General features: G+C 39.4%; 19 protein-coding genes. 12 read left to right on the plus strand and 7 right to left on the minus strand.

Annotated elements, in window-relative coordinates; all coding sequences use genetic code 11:
• The first annotated feature begins 58 nt into the window (after nt 1-58).
• The 10 genes from EAH57_RS14830 (at nt 59) to EAH57_RS14875 (ending at nt 10229) form a co-directional block, all read left to right on the plus strand.
• Nucleotides 59-712: an OmpA family protein gene (locus EAH57_RS14830; protein ID WP_121930719.1), complete on the plus strand. Its 654-nt coding sequence runs from the start codon at nt 59-61 to the stop codon at nt 710-712.
• A gap of 184 nt (nt 713-896) precedes the next feature.
• Nucleotides 897-2936 carry a UvrD-helicase domain-containing protein gene (locus tag EAH57_RS14835; RefSeq protein ID WP_004670132.1) on the plus strand — a complete coding sequence of 680 codons (2040 nt, stop codon included), beginning with the start codon at nt 897-899 and terminating at the stop codon, nt 2934-2936.
• A 23-nt stretch (nt 2937-2959) separates the two neighbouring features.
• Nucleotides 2960-3412, plus strand: coding sequence for a dUTP diphosphatase (gene dut / locus EAH57_RS14840; protein WP_121930720.1), 453 nt, complete (start codon nt 2960-2962; stop codon nt 3410-3412).
• 194 nt (nt 3413-3606) lie between these two features.
• A complete protein-coding gene (locus EAH57_RS14845; RefSeq protein WP_121930721.1) occupies nt 3607-5028 on the plus strand; it encodes a phosphomannomutase/phosphoglucomutase in 1422 nt (473 codons plus the stop codon).
• A 13-nt stretch (nt 5029-5041) separates the two neighbouring features.
• On the plus strand, nt 5042-5944 hold the full coding sequence (argB, locus tag EAH57_RS14850) for an acetylglutamate kinase (protein WP_005198048.1): 903 nt from the start codon (nt 5042-5044) through the stop codon (nt 5942-5944).
• A gap of 125 nt (nt 5945-6069) precedes the next feature.
• Nucleotides 6070-6846: a GNAT family N-acetyltransferase gene (locus EAH57_RS14855; RefSeq protein ID WP_121930722.1), complete on the plus strand. Its 777-nt coding sequence runs from the start codon at nt 6070-6072 to the stop codon at nt 6844-6846.
• Between the two features lie 99 nt (nt 6847-6945).
• Nucleotides 6946-7794, plus strand: coding sequence for a class II glutamine amidotransferase (locus tag EAH57_RS14860; RefSeq protein WP_121930723.1), 849 nt, complete (start codon nt 6946-6948; stop codon nt 7792-7794).
• A gap of 337 nt (nt 7795-8131) precedes the next feature.
• The gene (locus EAH57_RS14865) at nt 8132-8587 is read left to right on the plus strand and encodes a bacteriohemerythrin (RefSeq protein ID WP_034595086.1); all 456 of its coding nucleotides are present in this window, start codon (nt 8132-8134) and stop codon (nt 8585-8587) included.
• Nucleotides 8588-8832: 245 nt separating this feature from the next.
• Entirely contained in the window at nt 8833-9915 is a 1083-nt protein-coding gene (locus tag EAH57_RS14870; RefSeq protein ID WP_121930724.1) for a hypothetical protein, read from the plus strand.
• Nucleotides 9915-10229, plus strand: coding sequence for an RnfH family protein (locus EAH57_RS14875; RefSeq protein ID WP_121930725.1), 315 nt, complete (start codon nt 9915-9917; stop codon nt 10227-10229). Before EAH57_RS14870 ends, EAH57_RS14875 begins: the two co-directional genes overlap by 1 nt.
• A 62-nt stretch (nt 10230-10291) precedes the next feature.
• Here EAH57_RS14875 and EAH57_RS14880 read toward each other — a convergent pair whose 3' ends face one another.
• A complete protein-coding gene (locus EAH57_RS14880) occupies nt 10292-10690 on the minus strand; it encodes an outer membrane protein assembly factor BamE (protein ID WP_121930726.1) in 399 nt (132 codons plus the stop codon).
• Nucleotides 10691-10801: 111 nt separating this feature from the next.
• On the opposite strand from EAH57_RS14880, the gene fur reads away from it, so the two are divergent.
• A complete protein-coding gene (gene fur, locus EAH57_RS14885; protein ID WP_121930727.1) occupies nt 10802-11239 on the plus strand; it encodes a ferric iron uptake transcriptional regulator in 438 nt (145 codons plus the stop codon).
• Between the two features lie 95 nt (nt 11240-11334).
• Here fur and EAH57_RS14890 read toward each other — a convergent pair whose 3' ends face one another.
• Both EAH57_RS14890 and EAH57_RS14895 read right to left on the minus strand, forming a co-directional pair.
• Nucleotides 11335-12453, minus strand: coding sequence for a PilT/PilU family type 4a pilus ATPase (locus tag EAH57_RS14890; RefSeq protein ID WP_121930728.1), 1119 nt, complete (start codon nt 12451-12453; stop codon nt 11335-11337).
• A 27-nt stretch (nt 12454-12480) separates the two neighbouring features.
• Complete coding sequence (locus EAH57_RS14895) at nt 12481-13518, minus strand: type IV pilus twitching motility protein PilT (protein WP_121930729.1); 1038 nt, start codon at nt 13516-13518, stop codon at nt 12481-12483.
• A 128-nt stretch (nt 13519-13646) separates the two neighbouring features.
• Here EAH57_RS14895 and EAH57_RS14900 point away from each other — a divergent pair, with 128 nt between their 5' ends.
• Entirely contained in the window at nt 13647-14333 is a 687-nt protein-coding gene (locus tag EAH57_RS14900; protein ID WP_121930730.1) for a YggS family pyridoxal phosphate-dependent enzyme, read from the plus strand.
• Here EAH57_RS14900 and EAH57_RS14905 read toward each other — a convergent pair.
• The 4 genes from EAH57_RS14905 to EAH57_RS14920 all read right to left on the minus strand — a co-directional run bounded on the left by EAH57_RS14905 (nt 14330) and on the right by EAH57_RS14920 (nt 21986).
• Nucleotides 14330-14920 carry a hypothetical protein gene (locus EAH57_RS14905; RefSeq protein ID WP_121930731.1) on the minus strand — a complete coding sequence of 197 codons (591 nt, stop codon included), beginning with the start codon at nt 14918-14920 and terminating at the stop codon, nt 14330-14332. The genes EAH57_RS14900 and EAH57_RS14905 overlap by 4 nt on opposite strands.
• Before the next feature lie 2 nt (nt 14921-14922).
• A complete protein-coding gene (locus tag EAH57_RS14910; RefSeq protein WP_121930732.1) occupies nt 14923-18519 on the minus strand; it encodes an AAA family ATPase in 3597 nt (1198 codons plus the stop codon).
• A gap of 9 nt (nt 18520-18528) precedes the next feature.
• A complete protein-coding gene (locus EAH57_RS14915; RefSeq protein WP_121930733.1) occupies nt 18529-19779 on the minus strand; it encodes an exonuclease SbcCD subunit D in 1251 nt (416 codons plus the stop codon).
• Between the two features lie 167 nt (nt 19780-19946).
• A complete protein-coding gene (locus EAH57_RS14920) occupies nt 19947-21986 on the minus strand; it encodes a BCCT family transporter (protein ID WP_121930734.1) in 2040 nt (679 codons plus the stop codon).
• Between the last annotated feature and the right edge of the window lie 238 nt (nt 21987-22224).

Consider the following 22224-nt stretch of genomic DNA (forward strand, 5'->3'; position numbering starts at 1 on the left):
ATCGTTTTCTCATCCATTATTCACCAAGACAACAAAATACATAGACAGGAGCTACGCAATGCGTGCATTAATGATTTCAACACTCGTAGGGGCTGGATTGGTACTTTCTGGTTGCCAAACTACTGGTAATAATATTGGCGGCGTAGAATATGATAAAGCTGCTCTAGGCGCATTGATTGGTGCTGCTGCGGGATATGGCGTTTCTAAAGGTAATGCAAATACAAGTAAGCAAAATAACCGTGCTGCAGCGATTGGTGCAGTTTTAGGTGGTGCTGGTGGTTTATATCTCGACAACAAAGAGAAAAAACTTCGTCAACAAATGCAGGGTACTGGTGTAGATGTTGGTCGTAATCCAGATGGTTCTGTTCAATTGATTATGCCTGGTAGCATTACTTTTGATACCAATAAATCAAATATCAAACCAAACTTCTATACGACTTTAAATAAAGTTGCACAAGTATTGGCTGAAGATAACCAAAGTGCGATCTTGGTAACAGGTTATACAGATAACACAGGTAATGATTCAATCAATATTCCATTATCTCAAGCACGTGCTCAATCAGTTAAAAACTATTTAGCTGGTAAAGGTGTTTCGGGTGGTCGTATTGATGCACAAGGTTATGGTTCATCAAATCCGATTGCAGACAACAGTACTGCTTCTGGCCGTGAACAAAACCGTCGTGTCGAAATCAGCATTTATGCAAAACAGTAATTTTTACTGATTTTTAAAGAACCACCTTCGGGTGGTTTTTTTATTGCTTAAATTTCTTGCGACAAGCTGTGGCGTGTTATTTGCAGAAGACATCATAATTTATACATATCCCAAGATTTATTATTGGGATTCTAAAACAGAGATGTCTATAATCATGCTCGGAAACGTGAGAGGTATTACAACGATGTCATCTGCCAGTCAATTGAATGACAAGCAACTTGAAGCCATGAAATATGTTCAAGGGCCTTTGTTGGTGCTTGCAGGTGCAGGTTCAGGTAAAACTTCGGTAATTACGAGAAAAGTTGCTTTTTTGGTGCAGCAGTGTGGTATTCCTGCTCATCGCATCACTGCAATGACTTTTACCAATAAAGCAGCACGTGAAATGAAAGAGCGTGTCAGTAAGCTCCTTTCTCGTGAAGAGGCAAAAGGGCTTTCTGTTTCGACCTTCCATACCTTCGGCTTAAATTTATTACGTTTAGAATTAAAAAACTTGCCGCTGAAAGCCAACTTCTCAATCTTAGATGCAGATGACTGTAAACGAATTTTGATGGATTTGATGCAGCGTGACAATTTATCAGGTGCTGAAAGCAAAGATTTGATTGCGAAGGCGATGCGAAAAATTTCAGATTGGAAAAACGATCTGGTTTTGCCTGAACATGCGCATTCAACCTGCGAAACGGTCGATGATGTTCAGCTTGCGCACCTCTATCAACTTTATGAGCGGAACTTACGTGCTTATAACGCAGTTGATTTTGATGATTTGATTGTGATGCCAACGCGTTTACTTCAGGAAAATGCGGAAGTGCGTGATAAATGGCAAAACCGAGTCCGTTATTTGCTGGTGGATGAATATCAAGATACCAACACCGCCCAATATACCTTAGTTAAGCTCTTAGTCGGGGTGATGGGACAGTTCACTGCGGTTGGAGATGATGACCAATCCATCTATGCATGGCGTGGAGCAAAGCCTGAAAACATGGCTTTACTCAAAGAGGATTTTCATAATCTGAAAGTGATTAAGCTTGAGCAAAACTATCGCTCGACTAGCCGTATCTTAAAAGCTGCCAATGCCGTAATTGAAAATAATCCACACATTTTTGACAAGAAGTTGTGGAGTGATAAAGGGCATGGTGAAACCATTCGTATTATCACCTGTTTAAATGATGATGATGAAGCTGAACGTGTGGTTAAAGACTTAATCACACATAAGCTCATGAATGGTAAAAGTTGGAAAGATTATGCTGTGCTCTATCGTGGTAATTTCCAAGCACGTGTCTTAGAAACCCAACTGCGTCAACTACAGATTCCTTATAAATTATCGGGTGGCCAATCATTCTTTGCGCGTGCTGAAATCAAAGATGTGATGAGCTATTTACGTTTAATCATCAATCCTGAAGATGACAGTGCTTTCTTACGAATTATTAATACCCCAAAACGTGCCATTGGTCCGGTCACTTTAGAAAAGCTCGGGTTATTTGCACAAGAGAATACCTTGTCATTGCTAACAGCATCATCAGATCAACGTTTGTCGATGGTGTTGCCAAAGAAAGCGACAACACAATTGCATGAGTTCGCTGATTTTATTGCAACATTCACCCGTGAACTTTTAGATGATGATGAACCTGTACCTAAAGTTCGTCAGATGATCAATGAAGCTGGCTATATTGATTATGTGCGTGAACAAGCGGCGACACCAGCACAAGAAAAAACCAAGATAGATAATATTGAGACGCTATATACCAGTATCCAAAACCTGATCAATCGTGCTGACGATGTCGATGAGAAAAATATTGAAAGCGTGATTCGTAAACTAGTGTTGTTGGATATGCTCGAACAGCAACAAGAGGAAGAGGACACTGATAAGGTGAACCTATTGACGCTGCATGCAGCCAAAGGTTTGGAGTTTCCTTATGTCTATATGATTGGTTTGGAAGAAGAGTTACTGCCACATAAAAACTCGATTGCAGCGGAGACTATCGAAGAAGAACGTCGTTTGATGTATGTGGGGATTACCCGTGCGCGTCAGGGCTTAACACTGACACTCGCAGAGCAGCGTAAAAACGGTGGACAAATGCGTCAGATGACGCCAAGTCGCTTCTTGGATGAGTTACCGCAAGATGAGTTGGAATGGCATGGTCGTAAGAAGAAACTTGCGCCAAATGTTGACCCGAAAGAGCAGGCGCAACATTATCTCGCAAATTTAAAAGCTTTATTGAAACGTTAAGAAAGTGTAAGTAGGAAGTCGAAATGAAAGTCCAAGTTAAAGTATTAGATGCACGTTTAGGTCAAGAGTGGGCATTGCCTTCTTATGCGACGACAGGTTCAGCAGGTTTAGATTTACGTGCTTGCTTGGATGAAGCGATTGAGATTGCTGCAGGTGAAACGGTTTTAGTCAAAACTGGCTTGTCGATTTACATTGAAGATCCAAATTTTGCGGGTTTGATTTTACCGCGTTCTGGTTTAGGTCATAAGCACGGTATCGTGTTGGGTAACTTGGTTGGTTTGATTGATTCAGACTATCAAGGTGAGTTGATGGTGTCTGTTTGGAATCGTGGACAAAACACCTTCCGTTTAGAACCTGGCGAGCGTTTAGCACAATATGTGCTCGTACCTGTTGTACAAGCACAATTTGAACAAGTGAATGAATTTGTTGCGACTGAGCGTGGTGCAGGTGGTTTTGGACATACAGGCCAACAATAACGTTTCAACAGATCTTTAAAAATGCAATGTTCTCGCGTGGAACGTTGCATTTCTCATATTGATTGTTACTTAAAACTATATTAAAAAGCAGCTGACGATTTATTTATTTTAATTTTTCTCAACAAGGGTACGTTAATTTCTTAATAGTAATATTTTTTGAATAGTCTTTCGATTATAAAAAATAGGGGCTTACTGTGAATATAAAACATACATTTCCTCTGAATATTTTTCGTGCTTATGATATCCGGGGAAAGCTAAGTAATTTAACACCTCATGTTATTCGTTCAATTGCTTACGCTTTAGTACTACAGTATAAAAAAGCTGAACAAAACCAAATCGTAATAGGGTACGATGCGCGTTTAACCAGTCCAACTTATGCCAATATTATTCAGCAAATATTTGAACAACAGGGTTTTAAAGTCACCAACATTGGGTGTTGTTCATCACCAATGATGTATTATATTGCAAGAGATTATGGTGGTAATGGCATCATGGTCACTGCAAGTCATAACCCAAAATCGGATAATGGGATTAAGTGGATTTTGAGCGGTGAACCACCGAATCCTGAAGCGATTCAAAAAATCGGTCAATTGGCTCAAATCTCTTTGTCTGATTTAAATCAAGTACATGATTTGGAAAATGTCTTGCATAAGATTATTCCTCAGTACTGTTTGCAGTATCAGCAATCATTACTCAGCGATATTGATCTATCACGTCCTTTGAAAGTTGTTTTAGATGGTTTACATGGTTCGGCTGGTCGTTGTGCAAAACAGGTTTTAGAAAAGTTAGGCTGCGAGGTGATTGCTTTACGCTGTGAGGCAAATGGGGATTTTCCAGATCATGCTCCAGATCCATCGCATGCAGCACATTTAAGACAATTACAAGCTGCAATTATTTCTGAAAAAGCAGATTTAGGCATTGCTTTAGATGGAGACGGGGATCGGGTGGTTCTACTGGACGAACAGGCACATATTATTAGCCCTGATCGTTTATTGTCTTTGTTCGCACAGATGTGTTTGTTACAACATCCACATAAAGAAATTGTATTTGATGTGAAGTGTTCTCGGATGGTTGCAGATACAGTGCAGCAACTCGATGGACAAGCGAAAATGATTCGTACAGGTAGTAGTTTCTTACGTGCTTATTTATCACAGTCGCAAGGCGAAGCCGTGTTTGGCGGGGAATATGCTGGTCATTATGTCTTTAATGATGGGCGTGGTTTTGGCTATGACGATGGTTTATACGCCGCATTGCGTGTAATGGAGTATTTTACCCAATCCAATGCAGGCAGTTTTTCTGAATTATTCGCGATTTATCCTGAACGATATTGCACCGAAGATACCTATATCAGTACGCACGAGGCGAATCCTAAACAAGTTTTAAATGATATTGAGATTTTAAGTCATCGTTTAGGTGCTCGTTTAAGTAAAATTGATGGCGTAAGACTTGATTTTGACGATGGTTTTGGCATTATTCGAGCATCTAATACGGGTGAGTATTTTACCGTTCGTTTTGATGCAGATAACCCAGATCGATTAATTGAGATTCGCCAAGAATTTGTTTCTATGTTGCAAGATCAATATCCTCTAATTGCACAAGAACTCGCACAGGCTTAATAAGGAGAGATACATGCCACCTCACGAGCATATCGGCATTGATAAAGCTAAAATTTTGATTGAAGCTTTGCCGTACATCCAACGTTTTGCAGGCAAAACTTTGGTGGTGAAATACGGTGGCAATGCCATGACTGATCCAGAGTTGGAAAGTTCATTTGCTCGAGACATCGTGTTATTAAAAACAGTGGGTTTAAATCCAATTGTGGTGCATGGTGGTGGCCCTCAAGTTGACTCATTATTAAAGCGTTTAGGACAGGAATCAGACCGTATTGATGGTATGCGTGTCACCGATCAGGCGACGATGGAAGTTGTCGAAATGGTCTTGGGCGGTAGTGTCAATAAGTCCATCGTGAACTTGATTAATCAACATGGTGGTCGTGCCATTGGTTTAACGGGTAAAGATGGAAATTTGCTTCGCGCGCGTAAATTGTTGATGGAAAAGCAAGAAGCAGATGGTTCAATCTCTCAAATTGATTTGGGCATGGTTGGTGAAGTCACAGGCGTTAAAACGGATGTGCTTGAGATGTTTACCCAAGGTGATTTTATTCCCGTGATTGCCCCGTTGGGTGTTGATGACGAAGGCAATACCTATAATATCAATGCTGACTTAGTGGCTGGAAAAGTTGCAGAAGCGTTAGGTGCAGAGAAACTGATTTTACTCACCAATATTACTGGTGTACTTGATGAAAACAAAAACCTGCTGACTGGATTAAGTACCCAAGAAGTAGATCGTTTAATTGAGACAGGTGTAATTTATGGTGGGATGATTCCTAAAGTTGGCTGTGCACTGGATGCGGTCAAAGGTGGTGTGGTAAGTGCACATATTGTCGATGGTCGTGTTCCACATGCGACTTTATTAGAAATTTTTACCGATCATGGTGTTGGTACGTTGATTACTAATCGTATGAAGCATTAAATATTCAAACAAAGATGAAAGAGACCTCATATAGGTCTCTTTTTTGTCATTAGCTCTTCATATATTAGTCATGGCAATGTCATTTAAGCAATTTAAGGTAAGTCTAGTCATAAGGAGCTTTCATTATGCTAGAAAAATTAAATCAATATCGCCAGAACTTAACTTTACCTTTACGTCAAAAACCTTCACAAACCCAATTCCGTTTTGAATGGGTAGATAATTTAAAAGAATTACAACAAGTACAACGTTTTAGAGCGACGCAATTTAGCCATCAATTTGGAATGACTTTTGAAGATGGAATTGATCAAGATCTTTATGATTTTGGTTGTGAACATGCTGTGTTACGTGAGAAATGGACAGGGGAGATCGTGGCGTATACACGGCTTAAATTGTTCCAAGGACATGAAATTGGACAAAGCTACAGTGCACAAGAGTTTGATGTGGTCCCACATTTTTCACATTTGCCGAATGTATTGGAAATCGGACGAACCTGTGTTCATCCGCAATTCCGTTCAGGTAAAGCTTTATCCATGTTATGGCTGAATTTAGCCCCGAAAGTTCTTTGGTCAATGCGTGCTAAGTATTTAATGGGCTGTGTCAGTATTCATCTTGAAGATAATTTAGCTCGTGCCTACTACACACACCGTCAAATTCAACAACTTGCTGCACATCAGAGCATTGATATCCGCTCAAAACGTGCTTTTGAGCCAGAACGCCCTGATTATAGTTTTCCGCAAGATGAGCGCATGCCTAAATTATTTCAAACGTATTTAGGGATGCAGTCAAAGTTATCAAAACAAGCATTCTATGATGAAGATTTTAAATGCTTAGACTATTTCGTATTCTTAGAAGTGAATAAAATTGCAACCTCATTTGTGATGAATAAAATGGTACAACGCTAGTGCTTTGTCATATTTAATCTCATTCTGTGCACATATTGAGATTTACAAGGCATCTAGGGCTCATGCACAATAGACAAAGATGTCATAAAGTTAAAAGATATGTGCCAACTATTAGGAATGAACTGCGCTACGCCGACAGATATTACTTTTTCCTTTCGTGGTTTTTCCCAACGAGCAGGTGTCACGTCTGATCATTGCGATGGCTTTGGTATCGCTTTTTTTGAAGATAAAGCCTGCCGTTTATTTGTGGATAATCAATCCGCAGTTGAGTCACCAATTGCAGATTTGGTGCGTAACTATCCAATCAAATCACGTAATGTCATCGCGCATATTCGAAAAGCCACTCAAGGTAAAATTACCTTAGAAAACTCGCATCCTTTTTTACGTGAGTTATGGGGTAGACATTGGATATTTGCACACAATGGTGATTTACACGATTTTAACCCAGTATTAAGTGGACGCTTTGAACCTGTAGGCAATACCGATAGTGAGTATGCGTTTTGTTACTTATTAGATCAAATGGTTGAGGCGTTTGGCTATACTGAGCCTAGCCTTGAAGATCTCTTTTCTCTGTTAGAACGTATCGCCCCTCAAATCGCTGAACATGGCACATTTAATTTCTGCTTATCCAATGGTCAAGCACTATTTAGTTATGCCACCACCAAACTGCATTGGCTTGTGCGAGAGTATCCATTTCAACATGCACATTTGATTGATTTGGATGTGGAAGTCGATTTTAGTGAAGTGACAACAGCAGAAGATCGGGTCGCTGTGATTACCACTGAGCCTTTAACTCATAATGAGGAGTGGACGGCTTTTCAAGCGGGTGAAATGATTTTATTCCAAGATGGAAAATCGATTAAACATGCATTAACGCGCGTTGAACGACTTATTCGTGAAGCAGAAAATCCATCACTAAAACGGGTCACTAAAGCCGATCAATATTAGACTCTTTGTATTATTCCCATCTCGAGAAAAATGGATTTATAAAACAAATCTATCCATTTATAAAAATGAAGTAGCATTGCTCAAATGTAGGTGTTTTCTTAATTTAAAGATGTATATATCTTATATATTTCAATAAAATTAGATAGATAATTTTTCTAACTGGTTAAAAAATACTTGAGTGTTTTAGTGGGTGAAAAATTTAAAATAAATATAAAACAATAGGTTAATTTATTTATTTGAAAAATATGTAAAATCTGACAAAAATGCTTTGTTTTTATTTGTCTCCTTTATCGATATTATTCTTTTATTCAATAAATAATATTGATCTTGGGGGATTCTGGGGATGAAATGGTCTGTTGATTATAATACAGGTATTGAAGTTATTGATGATCAACATCGTCGTATTCTAGATTATATTAATGAAATAGATGAATTAAAACACAGCAATGATCGGGTAAAAATGAAAGGTGTATTGGATAATATTATTGACTATACCCAATCCCATTTCACGTTTGAAGAAAGTTTACAAGAAGAAGCGAACTATAAATATCGTGTACCTCATAAACGTGTCCATGACTTATTTATCAAGAAGATAGAAGTTTATCGAGAGCGTTTTGAATTGGGACAGGAAATCGATAAAGAGTTACATGAAGCACTGTCTAAATGGCTGATTAATCATATTCGTCATGATGATGCTGATTATGTTGGTGCAGTCAAAGAGAATATGATAGGTATCATTAAGGAAAATGAAAAGAAAAAAGGTAAAAATTGGTTTTCTCGGTTTTTTTCATAATAACAAGATAATAAGAAAAGACCCTTTATCATAGAAAAATAAAAAGGTGAGTATCAGTGTAAATAAGGGGTCTAATGAGTAAAATAATAATTCATGCGCGGCAAATCATCTAGATGGTGGTTTGCCTTTTTCTTTCTCTATCTTTTATTTTGATTTTCAGGCTTGAGAAAGGCAAAATAGATTGAATATTTCATTGTAAGCACCATAAAGTGCAATGAGTTCAAAGATTTTTCAAGGAATGCATTATGCAGGACACAACTCTGTCACGCTGGTTAGCTCCAGTGATGGCGTTTTGCTTATCTTTTGTCATGATTACCACTTTAGCCCCTACGGTTGGCGTCCAAATTGATCGTCAATTGGATTTCTGGTTGTTATGGTTAGGCACAATGTTTTTATTGGCGTTGCCCATTGCTTATCTTGAAATTGCTTTAGCAAAGCGATCACAGACAACAGCATTGCAAGCATTATCCATACTCACACGTGATGCTGATGCGTCACCAAGATGGCGTATTGTTGGCTGGTTAGCAGTTGTTTTTATCCCGTTTTTTGCGGGTAGTGTTTTAACAACAGCAAGCAGTGTGGTGAGTCCACAAATTGCATTCGATCTTTCTGATCAAGTCTTTTTTGCTATTTTTGCCGTTATTGCACTCGGTCTATCCTTTATTCCACGCCAGTTTTTACTTGCGTTGACAACCTTGGGTGTGGTTGCAGCTTTTATCCTTGCAAATGTTATGGGTACTGAGCTATCTGCATGGCATTGGACCAGTATTGAATTTAAAGAGTGGGGCAATGCCACTGTGCTTGCGTTAGTCGCAAGTGGTTTAGGGCTTGGTTTATATTGGCAAAGTAGCTTATCAACTGTGAAGCAGCAGCCAGCAGCGACTACAGCTGTATTACCGATTTGGGTTGCTCAGTTACTTGCAGTGATTGCTTTTGGTTTCTTCTCTGTTCAGGCTCAGTTTCCAGCATTGGCATGGGTGTTCGCTGCAATCATGACGGCAGCATTGTTGATTCAATTGACGAGAGAACAATTAGCACAGCGTCAACTCGCTCCTGTCATCCAATGGGCGATTATTGTTGCTGCGATCGCAGTGTGGGCTATTCCACAAGTTGAACAAATTTTTAATACGTTGCTAATGTTATGGGGCTTGGCGATTTGCTTAATCTATGCTGTTTTTGCTGGCTGGATTATGAAGATCAGTCATTTACGTAAAGCGATGGGTTTTAGCAATGAGTTGTTTTATAACTTATGGCGTATTGCTGTACGTGTGGTCTTACCACTTTCAATAGTCTTAGCGGCTATTGCTGTGATCGGACAGAGTCTTTAATGGAACAAATGAAGCAAGTTTGGGTTGCTTATAGCAACCCTGAGCAACAGTTTCATATTACAGTTGCATTTGTTGAAGGGATGACGGCATTACAAGCCATTCAGAACAGTGGTTTAGCCGATCAAGTCAATTTACCTGAACCTTTACAACTCGGTGTCTTTGGTACAAAGATTGAAGCTGAAACCATTCTTCAAGCAGGCGATCGGGTTGAAATTTACCGTGCGTTGACGATTAACCCAAACGATATTCGGCGTAAACGAGCTGCTAAAAACCCAGTAGGGCGTTTCGCCAAAGGTAATCGTTTCAAACTATGAGCTTGATAAATAAAACCCCTCACGAATGATTCGATGAGGGGTTTTATTTTATAGCAAAGCGACTATAGTGGTGGTGCAGTCAAAATCGCTTCTTTTGATGCGGGTAAGCCAGGTTGTGATTCTGGAATCGTATCTAAACCTTCGATACGCTCTACATTTCCACCTGCATCAAAGTAAATTTTTAGATGTTGGCCATGTGCTGCAGGTATTTTTGCTTTTTTTGCATAAGTGCCTGGGATATAGTTGTAGATATAGTCCCAACGTTGAGGATTCAGTGGATCTGAAACAGTCGGGCTTCCTAGCAAGAAACGGACTTGCTGGAAACTCATGCCGACTTGTACCTGAGATGCTTGTGCCTTGGTTAAGGGCGTTCCTTGTGGAATGTCGACTTTATAAACACCAAAGACAGAACAACCGCTTAGTACTGAAGTGACGAATAACGCCAGCATGATTTTTTGCATTTTGCTACACTATCCTGATAAATGATGATGCATTTGATCCGAGGATAGATCATACTGCATCTAAACTCTATTTCCTATTCCAACTTAAGATTTGTTGAGAGACCTTTTTTCATGCCTATTTCCAATCAAGACTTACGCAAAGCTGGACTTAAAGTTACCCTTCCTCGTATTAAGATTTTGGAATTATTAGAAAATTCAAAACAACACCATTTAAGCGCAGAAGATATTTATAAAACTTTGCTTGAACAAGGTGAAGATGTCGGTTTGGCGACAGTTTACCGTGTGTTAACACAATTTGAAGCTGCAGGTATTATTCAGCGTCATCATTTTGAAAATAATCATTCAGTTTTTGAAATCATGCAAGAAGATCATCACGATCATTTGGTTTGCTTAAATTGTAATAAAGTGATTGAATTTACAAATGATATTATTGAAAGTGAGCAGCATTCAGTTGCAGAAAAGCATGGCTTTACTTTAACTGGGCACTCTTTGAACCTTTATGGATATTGCAAAGATACTGAATGCCAAGAGACTTATCGTAAAAAATAAGTTTAATTCGGTTAAAACTGATTAGTTCACTAAAAATGAACAATTAAAAAAAGGAAGGTTACAAAAACCTTCCTTTTTTCATGGGCTTCAGAAGGCTATTGACCATCAAAGGTAATATTGCGACTCGCATTTAAGAGTTGATCAGCCCCTTCTTCTGAAAGTTTAATGGTGAGACGTAAATCATTTGGTGAGTCCGCATGTTTAAGTGCATCTTTATAAGTGATTTCACCTGATTTATAGAGGTCGAATAAGGCTTGGTCAAAGGTTTGCATGCCAAGTTCACGCGAACGTTTCATCAGATCTTTGATCTCATGAATCTCACCTTTACGGATATAATCAGCTAATAATGGTGTATTGATTAAAATTTCAATTGCCGCACGTCGTGAATTGCCATCTGGTGTTGGAATCAATTGCTGAGCAACCATTGCTTTTAAATTCAGTGACAAATCCATATATAGTTGCGTATGACGATCTGCTTCAAAAAAGTGAATAATACGGTCAAGTGCTTGGTTGGCATTGTTGGCGTGTAGGGTTGCCAATACCAAGTGACCAGTTTCTGCAAAAGCAATTGCATAGTCCATGGTCTCACGAGAACGAATCTCACCAATCAAAATAACATCTGGTGCCTGACGTAGTGTATTTTTTAAAGCAACTTCAAATGAGTCAGTATCAATACCGACTTCGCGTTGCGTGACGATACAACCTGCATGTTGATGTACAAATTCAATAGGGTCCTCGATGGTAATAATATGACCTTTGGAGTTGTGGTTACGGAAACCAATCATCGAAGCCAAAGAGGTAGATTTACCTGTTCCTGTTGCACCAACAAAGATAATAATGCCGCGCTTGGTCATGGCAAGATCTTTGAGTACGGTTGGAAGTTTCAACTCATCCATCGTTGGAATGACGGTTTCAATTCGACGTAATACCATACCTGGCATATCACGTTGTTGAAATGCACTGACACGGAAACGTGCGGTTTTTTCACGATTCATAATCGCAAAGTTGCATTCACGTGTTTCCGCAAATTCTTTACGTTGTTTATCACTCATAATTGAGTGCAGTAACTGACCGACGATTTCACCTGATAATTTTGTTTTGGCTACAGGGATAATCTGTCCGTTAATTTTCATCGATGGTTCAACGTCATCAGTGACAAATAAGTCAGATGCATTTTGTTGAATCATCAAATTGAGCAAGTCATTAAAGTCCATGAGATTTCTCTAATCCTTTTATAATTTTTATAGGAATGATTCGGGTTGTTTGGCGGCTGTACGTGCCGTTTGAGGGCTAATCAGACCTTTAGAAACCAGTGCTTTAAGACTCTGATCGAGTGTGGTCATGCCGTAGTTGGCGCCTGTTTGAATCGCTGAGTACATTTGCGCGACTTTGTTTTCACGAACAAGGTTACGAATCGCAGGAATCCCGATCATGATTTCATGTGCTGCCACACGACCACCACCATTCTTTTTCAATAAGGTTTGGGAAATTACCGCTTGTAATGATTCTGATAACATCGCACGAACCATGTCTTTTTCTTCAGCAGGGAAGACGTCGATCACACGGTCAATGGTTTTGGCTGCTGAAGTGGTATGCAGTGTACCAAAGACCAAGTGACCTGTTTCCGCTGCGGTTAACGCAAGACGAATGGTTTCTAAGTCACGCATCTCACCGACTAGAATAATATCAGGGTCTTCACGCAATGCTGAACGAAGTGCCGCATTAAAACCATGGGTGTCACGATGCACTTCACGTTGGTTGATCAGACATTTTTTAGACTGATGTACAAATTCGATTGGGTCTTCAACCGTTAAGATATGGTCATAACGATTTTCATTGATATAGTCAATCATCGCCGCAAGGGTGGTCGATTTACCCGAACCTGTTGGCCCTGTAACCAATACAATACCACGTGGATAATCGCAGATTTGCTTAAAAATTGTACCTAAACCTAAGTCTTCCATCGTCAAAACTTTAGATGGGATGGTACGGAAGACAGCACCAGCACCACGGTTTTGGTTAAATGCGTTCACACGGAAACGGGCAATGTTTGGGACTTCAAATGAAAAGTCGGTTTCAAGGTCTTCTTCAAAATCACGACGTTGTTTGTCATTCATGATGTCATAAACGAGACGATGGACATCTTTGTGCTCTAGAGCGGGTAGATTAATTCGGCGAACCTCACCATCTACACGAATCATCGGTGGCATGCCCGCCGAAAGGTGCAAATCCGATGCACCATTTTTTACTGAAAAGGCGAGTAATTCTGTGATATCCATAATTTCCCCGAAACAATTAAAAAAGTAATTCATTATTTTGTAGAATAATATAAGACTTTCCCCGAAGCTTACCAAGACTTCTGATTGTGGTTATGCAAAAAAAGATGTCGTGAATGAGAACTGTGTCAATGAATTTACTCCAACAGCAGCGCCAACAAGTATTAAGCCAAATCGAACAGGCTGGTCAGCGAGTTAATCGAACGGCAGCATCTGTACAATTATTGGCTGTCTCCAAAACGCATCCGAGTAGCAGTCTCCAAGAAATGTACGCGGCTGGACAACGTTGTTTTGGCGAAAATTATTTGCAGGAAGCTTTAGAAAAAATAGATGAGCTAAAAGATTTAGAGATCGAATGGCATTTTATTGGTCATGTACAACGCAATAAAACCAAACAGTTAGCGGAAAAATTTGATTGGGTGCATGGGGTAGATCGGTTGATTATTGCTGAGCGACTATCCAATCAACGTTTAGAGACCCAAATGCCATTGAATATTTGTCTTCAAGTGAATATTGACGGACAAGACTCTAAGGATGGTTGTCAGCCTGATGAAGTGGCGGAGTTGGTTCAGCAAATCAGCCAACTGCCCAATCTGCGCTTACGTGGTTTGATGGTGATTCCTGCACCTGAAAATCATGCTGCGTTTGCTGATGCTCAAGCTTTATTTGAGCAAGTAAAGTCTCAACACGCACAGCCTCAAGATTGGGATACTTTAAGTATGGGGATGTCCGGTGATTTAGACGCTGCTATTGCGGCGGGTTCAACGATGGTCAGAGTTGGGACAGCGTTGTTTGGTGCGAGGGATTATTCAGTTTAGTCTTGATTATCATCTAATTCGGCAAGATAACTCCAGAATTTAATATGTTTTGGAGTTTCCTGTGATTGGTCATAGAGCTTTTTATCAAGATTAAATTCATTACAAAAGTAATTTATTAGGTTTGTTCCATAATAAATAATATCTGTTTGCATTATTGAAAATACAGGATTTCCGCTTTCAAGTGGTGTGGTGGGAATATAACGATGAGCATAAATAGGGATCATTTGCGGATAAGCCTTAAAATTATCCTCAAATATTGCCAGACGGTCTGCGATTTCCTCTGGTGCTGCTCCCCATCGATCTAACCAGAAGCCATTTTGAATATCGAATGCAATTCCTTCCTTAGGCCAGCTGAGCTTTTCAATAAGAATATGTTTTGCTTTATCTTTATAAAGTGCTTCTCTCCAATGAGGAAATTCCCATTCATTTTCCGAGACAGGCAGTCCATGCTTTAAAAAATGCTTCAGATCAGGAGGAAAGTGGAATGCAAAAAGTTGTTCTATTGCTTCAAGTTCTACATTTGTGAGGCCGACTTCAAAGCAGATTCCTTTATTTAACATTTCATGGTGTAGTAATTGAATATTCATTTTCACCCCACCACTTCAATCCGACTTGATCCTGAACCAATTGGTTGTACCTGAATCTGTACAGGGATACGTTCATGCATTTCTTGAATGTGTGAAATTAAAATGACTTTACGCCCTTGGCTTTGCAGTTGATCGAGTGCATTCATGACCATATGCAACGAAGATGCATCCAGAGTCCCGAAGCCTTCATCAATAAACAGCGATTCGATTTTCATCGAACCAGAAGCCATACTAGCAATTGCCAATGAAATCGCAAGGGCAGTGAGGAATGATTCACCACCAGAAAGTGAAGCAACAGAGCGGGTTTCGCCATCCATATCATGATCAATAATGGCAAGACTGAGTGAATTATCCAAACGTTTGAGGGTATAGCGTTGCGATAACATCGCCAGCTGTTGATTGGCATATTCCAATAAAATATCGAGATTATATCGCTGTGCTAAATCACGGAAATCTTTGCCTTTTGAATCTCCGATGAGACTGGAAATCTTACTCCAGCGGTGTTCTTGCTGCTGGATTTGTTGAATTTGATCAGCAAACTGTTTTTGTTTGGCGAGGTTTTGTTGATGTAATTCTAGTTGAACTCTGATTTGATCTCGTTGATCTGTCACTTGCTGTAAATTTTTTTGATTGCCATCCATTAATTCAATCAGTTGTTCGGCTTGAATATTCGGCTGCTGTTGTAGATGTGCATTTCGTTGTTCTTGAATTGTTTTAAGTGCGTAGTCTGCTTCACTCAAGAGACGATCTGCATTTTGTATGGCTAAGCGAATCTGCTGTTCTTGGATGGATGAAATTGCAAGTAACTCGCTAAGTTGGCTTTCAGTAAAATGTTCGTGTTGAGTCAGCCATGTCGCTACTTCAGCTTTACATTGCTCAAGTGAATGATGATTCTGCTGCTGTTGCGCTTTAAGTTGTTCCAATTCATTTTTTTGCTGTTCAAAATTTTGACGGGATTGCTCAAAACTTTGCTTCATTTGCTGATATTGGCGCTGCAATTGCTGACGTTGTTGATCATGTTGAGTTAACCATTCATTGGCTTTGAACTCAGTTGAACCCGTCATGATAACGATCAGTTGATTGGCTGCTTCAGTATTTTGTTTACCGTTGGCTTCGATATCTTTTAATTGTTGTTTTAAATCGGTGTGTTGTGCGGTTAATCCAGCCAAATTCGATTTTAATAAGCTCAATTGTTGATCCGCATGCTCCTTTTGCTTGATGAGACTTTCAGCTTGATCAAGTTGCTGATTACGCTGCTGCAAACACTGCAAAATTTGCTGTGAAAATGACAAGGTTTGCGCAGACCATGATATTTTCTCATCGGGATTCAGGCAGTCAACGATATGCTGAATGTGTTGTTGTAACTGTTGTACTGTTTCAAGTTGATGACGTGTATTTTGAATGATCTGCGTTAGGTTGTATTGATCTTTATGGGCTTGGCTGAGTCGTTGTAGATCTATTTCAATCTGTTGTTTAGATTGCGTTGATTTAGTAACTAAAAGTTGCAGCGATGCTATGATTTCATGCTGAGCCAAATTGAAATCCAGTTGAATTTCGGATTGCACTATAAGCTGCTGTAATTGATGATCCTGAAATTTTAATTTTTCACTGATCTGTTGCAAAGCGTTTTGTAATTGTACTTGTTCAGTCTGAATCTGAGTCAATTGTTGCTGTGTGGTTTGCCAAAGTTGGAAACACTGCTGTTCCTGCTGAATTGCTTGTTGTTCTTGCTGCTGTTGAAGCTCATACAACGCTTTAGAAATCTGACTGGCATCATCACGGTAGGGGTGTTCGGTACTACCGCAAACTACACAGGCTTCACCTTGTTTCAGTTGAGCGCGTAAATGTTCAATATTTTCTGCATGTAATAAACGTTGTTGCTGCAAGATATCTTGTAATTTTTCACGTTCATTTTTTGCAGATTGATAATCTTGCTCAGTTTTTTTCTTATTCTGTTCAAGCTGTTGAGATTGCTGCTGTACAGTCTCGAATTTGCTTTGCAAAGACAAGACTTCATTTTTTAATTCAAAATAGTGCTGAAGTTTTTGCTGAATAATATCGAGTTGATTTAGTCGATTCTGTTGTTGTTCTCTTAATTTCTGTTTTTGCTCAAGCTGAATATCGATCTGCTGCGCCGTTCCAAATTGTTGAACTAAATCATTTAGCCTCATTTGATTTTGATCGAGTTTGGCTTGGGCGTGTTGAATATTACCTAAAGCATTTTCAGCTTTTTGGTATTGTTGGATAAATTGTTTGAGTTGTTGGATATGCGCATTTAAACCTTTATCTAAAGGAGAAAATTGAATGCTTTGTTGGCGTTGCTCAGCGCATATTTTTTGTTGTTCCACGAGCTTTTGAATGTTTAGCTCGAACTGCTGCCGCTGGGTTTGTAAAGGCTGTTGCTGATTTTCAATTTGGGTTAATCGATTTTTGGTTTTGTTATAGTCGTCTTTAATGTGTTCGCGTTTTTGCAAATATGTTCTTAAATCGGCAAGTTCTTTGTGGTGCTTTTGTTCAAAATTTAGAAATTGATTTAATGCCGTTTCTGCTTGGGTATAAAGCGTTTTCTCTTGCTCGAATTGTGTGGTTAAAGCAGCGAAACTATTTTGTTTTTGCTGAATCTGAGGTTCGAGCTGCTGTTGATTTTTTTGAATTTGCTGTTGTTGAAAGACCACTGGTCGTATAGCAGAGAAAGTATCAAGTTGTAGCAGGCGTTGACGGTCAGCCGCTAAATTTTCATGGGTTTTGAGTTGAGTGTCGTGGTACTGCTGTTTTAAGACAATCTCACTTTCCAGCTTATGTTTTTGTTCAAACCATTGCTGTTGTTGTTTAAGTTGATTTTTTTCATTTTCAAATTGTTGAACTTGTTGTTGTAGCTGTTGAAATTTATTTTTTAGCTCAGCAATTTCCTCATCCGAACGGATTTCAATATGACCTAACACATTTTCCAGTTGTTTACGTTGATTGCTAATTTCTTTCGTTTTTTCAAATGCCAATTGACCAATCTTCGCAAAGATACTGGAATTGGTCAGATATTCTAATAATTCACCACGTTCATTATCACGGGCTTTGAGAAAAGCGGTCACTTCGGACTGTGCCAGCAAAACTGCACGTGTAAATTGCTCAAAACTGAGTTGCGTGATTTGTTGAATATGATTTTCTACGGCTTTGGTTTTATCGGCAATGACCACACCATCGGTTAAGCATTTCAGCGAGCGCTGTACGCTTTGTAATTTACCATTGGCATTTTCACGCGCGCGTTTAATTTCCCAACGGGCTAAATAATGTTTTTGATCTTGTGCCACAAAACACAGTTCAGCAAATCCATGACCAGTACCACGCCGTAACACTGTGAGAGGAGAATTAGTGAGTAATTCTGAACCGTCCACATCCAAGAGTTTGCCATCACTGTCTTTAAGTCTTGGAATTTTATTAAATAGCGCAAGACACATGGCATCTAAAATAGTGGATTTACCTGCGCCAGTTTTTCCAATAATCGCAATCAACCCAGCATTGGCTAAAGGCTCAGTTTCAAAATCAATAAAATGTTCACCTGCTAGAGATGCCAAATTTTTAAGTCGGATCGATAAAATTTTCATGGCAGCTCTTTAGTTACGGTGATCATCTTCAAGTTGTTTTTGTGCTTCGGCAACCAAGCTTAGGAAGTCTTTGCTGACGTCATCATCAACGCTATAACCTTTTTTTTGCCAAATTTGCTGAAATAGTTTTTCAGGCGTTGGTGGTTCAAGGCTAATACTTTGCTTCATCTCAGCATTATTTTCATTGGATAAGTATTGTCTTGAAATCCGCACTAAACGATAGCGATCTTTGGGTAAGGCATCTTCAAACTGTTGTCTAAGATTGGGTTGAGGAGGGGTTGCCGTATGATATTCAATATCGACATATTCTCGATGATCAATATTCTCAATCACTTCGTTCGCTAAACTTTTTAGGCGTTGCATCACTTCAGTGAGTTCACCTTTAATTTTATGAAGTTGAATGGATCGTGGGATAGCGATGGCTTCAAATTCAAATTTATTTTGGTCTTTTTCTGGATCAATGGTGACTTCAACCACTTGGTGTTTATAGTTGATTTCACTAAATGACAGAGGAATAGGTGAGCCACTGTAACGAATATGCGGATGTTGTACTTTTTGTGGTTTATGTAGATGGCCCAAAGCCACATAATCAATCACATCATCAAATAGCGTGGTGGAAAGTGCTTCTTCATTACCAATGATAATTGGTCGTTCTGAATCTGAAGTTTCGCCGCCTTGCATATGTGCATGGGACATCAGGATGAGGGCTTGATCATCGGTTTTTCTGCGTTTTGCCTCAGCGATCAATTGTTGATGTAAATAGGCAATCGCACTTTGGCTTTCCGTGGTGTGTTCATTAAAACCTGTAATTTCGGCTGATCGTAAAAATGGCAGGGCAATGCACCATGCCACAATCTGTTTCTGTTCATCATAGATCGGTAATATTAAGCGTTCTAGATCAAGTGTTCGGTCATCATTCCAACGAATCACACCGACTGTTTTGGCATTGTATTTTTCTAAAAGGGGTTCTACTTGTTCGATGCGATAACCTGAATCGTGATTACCTGCGATCATCAAGGTTTGCATGTGTGGAGCAATGTCATGAGCATCGGCTAGGAATTGATAGAGTTGTTTTTGTGCTTGTGAGCTTGGATTGATCACATCAAAAATGTCACCTGCGATCAGCAAAGCATGTGGTTGTTTTACCTTGATTTGTTCGAGTAACCATGTCAAAAACTGTTCATGTTCGTAATGGCGGGAATGGTTATAAAAAAACTGCCCCAAATGCCAATCGGAAGTATGAAAAAAACGCACAGTCATGAAATGGAAAGTCCCAGTTTTGAATAGGAATAAGGTAGCATAATTTACAGCTAGAAAATGGAATGGCGTTATTTGAATGCAACAAGTACGCTTAAATTGATTGAAGATCGTTCAGCAAAGCATCGAAATGCTTTGCTGAACTTATAATCTCTCTATGGCGTTATGAATTAATGATGAAAGTCATTCTCCATTTTCCACGGTAATGTTTTAGGCGAAATATGTAAGAAGTGAAGGTATTTTTCAAACTGATTTAAAATATCATTGATGAGTGAGCTTTGATCGAAGCCGTATACATCATAAGCTCGACCTCCACGAAGTAAGAAAACTTCTGCTCTATAATATTTTTCTTGGTCAGCATATTCCTTACGCTTCAACTCTTTCATATAGCTTGGCGTGCTGTATTCACACATTCGTATTTCGTAGATAAACTCGACATTATTAGGTTCTGATAATTTAAGCTGTACCCGAGAATTTACCTCATCATAGGTCACTTCAAATGGCCAATCTTTTTCTTGAAAGCCTTGTTTAACTGCCTCAATACTTTGATACGCGGTAGATGCAATAAACGTTCTGACTTGTTCTTGGGTAGGAAAGGCTACTAGATAGTTGAGACGCCTTTCTATTAATGTTTGAGTGTCATCATTTTTTTGTGCGTTATGTTGTGAGGGTTGATGATGGGTCAAGCTGGCATTTCGATGTTGTTCGATCGCCAGTGCTTTGCACAACCCAATGATGGCGATTAACATAATAATGGTGAAAGGTAATGCACTCACGATGGATGCAGTTTGTAGGGCTGAAAGTCCACCTGCAAGTAATAAGGCTGAAGCAATGAGACCTTGTGTTGTGGTCCAAAATACACGCTGCCATATCGGGGTATCTGTGACGCCACCTGAAGTCAATGAGTCAATAACCAATGATCCAGAATCCGCAGATGTGACGAAAAAAGTAATAATGAGGATTACACTCAAAAAGGACAACAATGAGGTGAGTGGTAAGTGCTCATATAACTTAAACAATGCAATGGCTTTGTCTTGCTGCACATCTTGAACGAGAGATTGGTAACCTTCGACTAAAATTAAATGTAGTGCTGTATCCCCGAACACAGAGAACCATAAAAAAGTAAAAATGGTCGGAATGAGCATGATACCCACGATGAACTGTCGAATGGTTCGCCCGCGACTAATTTTCGCAATAAAGATCCCCACAAATGGTGCCCAAGAAATCGTCCACCCAAAGATGAATAAAGTCCAGTTACCAATCCAGTCATTTGCTGTATAGGCTTGTAAACTAAAAGTTCTTTCGACGAGGTTGCTGAGATAACTTCCTGTATTTTCTACAAAGGTTTGTAAAATAAATAAGGTTGGTCCGACGATAAACACAAAAAGCATCAGTGCCACTGCGAGCCCAATATTGATGACCGATAGCCGTTTAATACCTTTATCCATGCCTGCGACGACTGAAAATGTGGCTAATAAGGTAATAATTAAAATGGTCGCAATTTGTACAGGAATACTGACGGGAATAGAGGGGAATAAGTAATTTACACCTGTATTGATCTGAGTGACAGATAACCCTAGCGTGGTTGCAATACCAAATAAGGTCCCTAAAACTGCAAAGGTATCAACAGTATGTCCCATCCAGCCATTTATTCTATTTCCAATAAATGGGAACAGTGTGGAGCGCATGGCAAGTGGTAGCCCATGTCGAAAAGTAAAATAAGCAAGTGACAACCCGACCACACCATAGATGGCCCAGATATGAAATCCCCAGTGGAAATATGAAATCTGCATCGCTTGTTTTGCAGCTTCAATCGTTCCGGGAGCACCTTGAGGCGGGGCACTAAAATGTAAAACGGGCTCAGCAACGCCAAAAAAGAGCAATGCGATGCCGTAACCAGCTGAAAAGAGCATGGCAAACCACGACAAGAAACTATACTCAGGTTCAGCATGATCTGGGCCTAACTTGATATTTCCCCAGTTACTCATCGCAATCCCGACAATAAAAATGAGAAATGCGGCGACTGCGAGCATGTAAAACCAACCAAAGGTGTTGGTCACATAATTGAGAACTTGAGAGAAAAACTGCCCTGCTAATTCTGGATTGCTGATGGTACCGAGAAGAACCAACACAATGACGATGATGGTTGGGATAAATACAGGAAATAAAATTGCGGTTCTAAAAAAACCTTTCGTTTCAGTAAATGTCATATAAAACCTTGCTAATTCGATATTTTTCTTTAATTTCTAAGTCGATCGAGGGTTTATATAACATCATTGATAAATGATATTTCGTTTGAATCGGTATGAATAGGAATGTGCTTGGGTCGACATAATTTTGTTCATATTGAACATACTATCGTCAAAAACCAGATAGTACAAATCAACAAAAAATACAAAACACAAAGCTAAAAGAATTTTTACAGTGGTTTCGTGCTTATGCACTTGG

The organism is Acinetobacter sp. 2JN-4, from assembly GCF_003687745.1.
Lineage (GTDB): Bacteria > Pseudomonadota > Gammaproteobacteria > Pseudomonadales > Moraxellaceae > Acinetobacter > Acinetobacter halotolerans.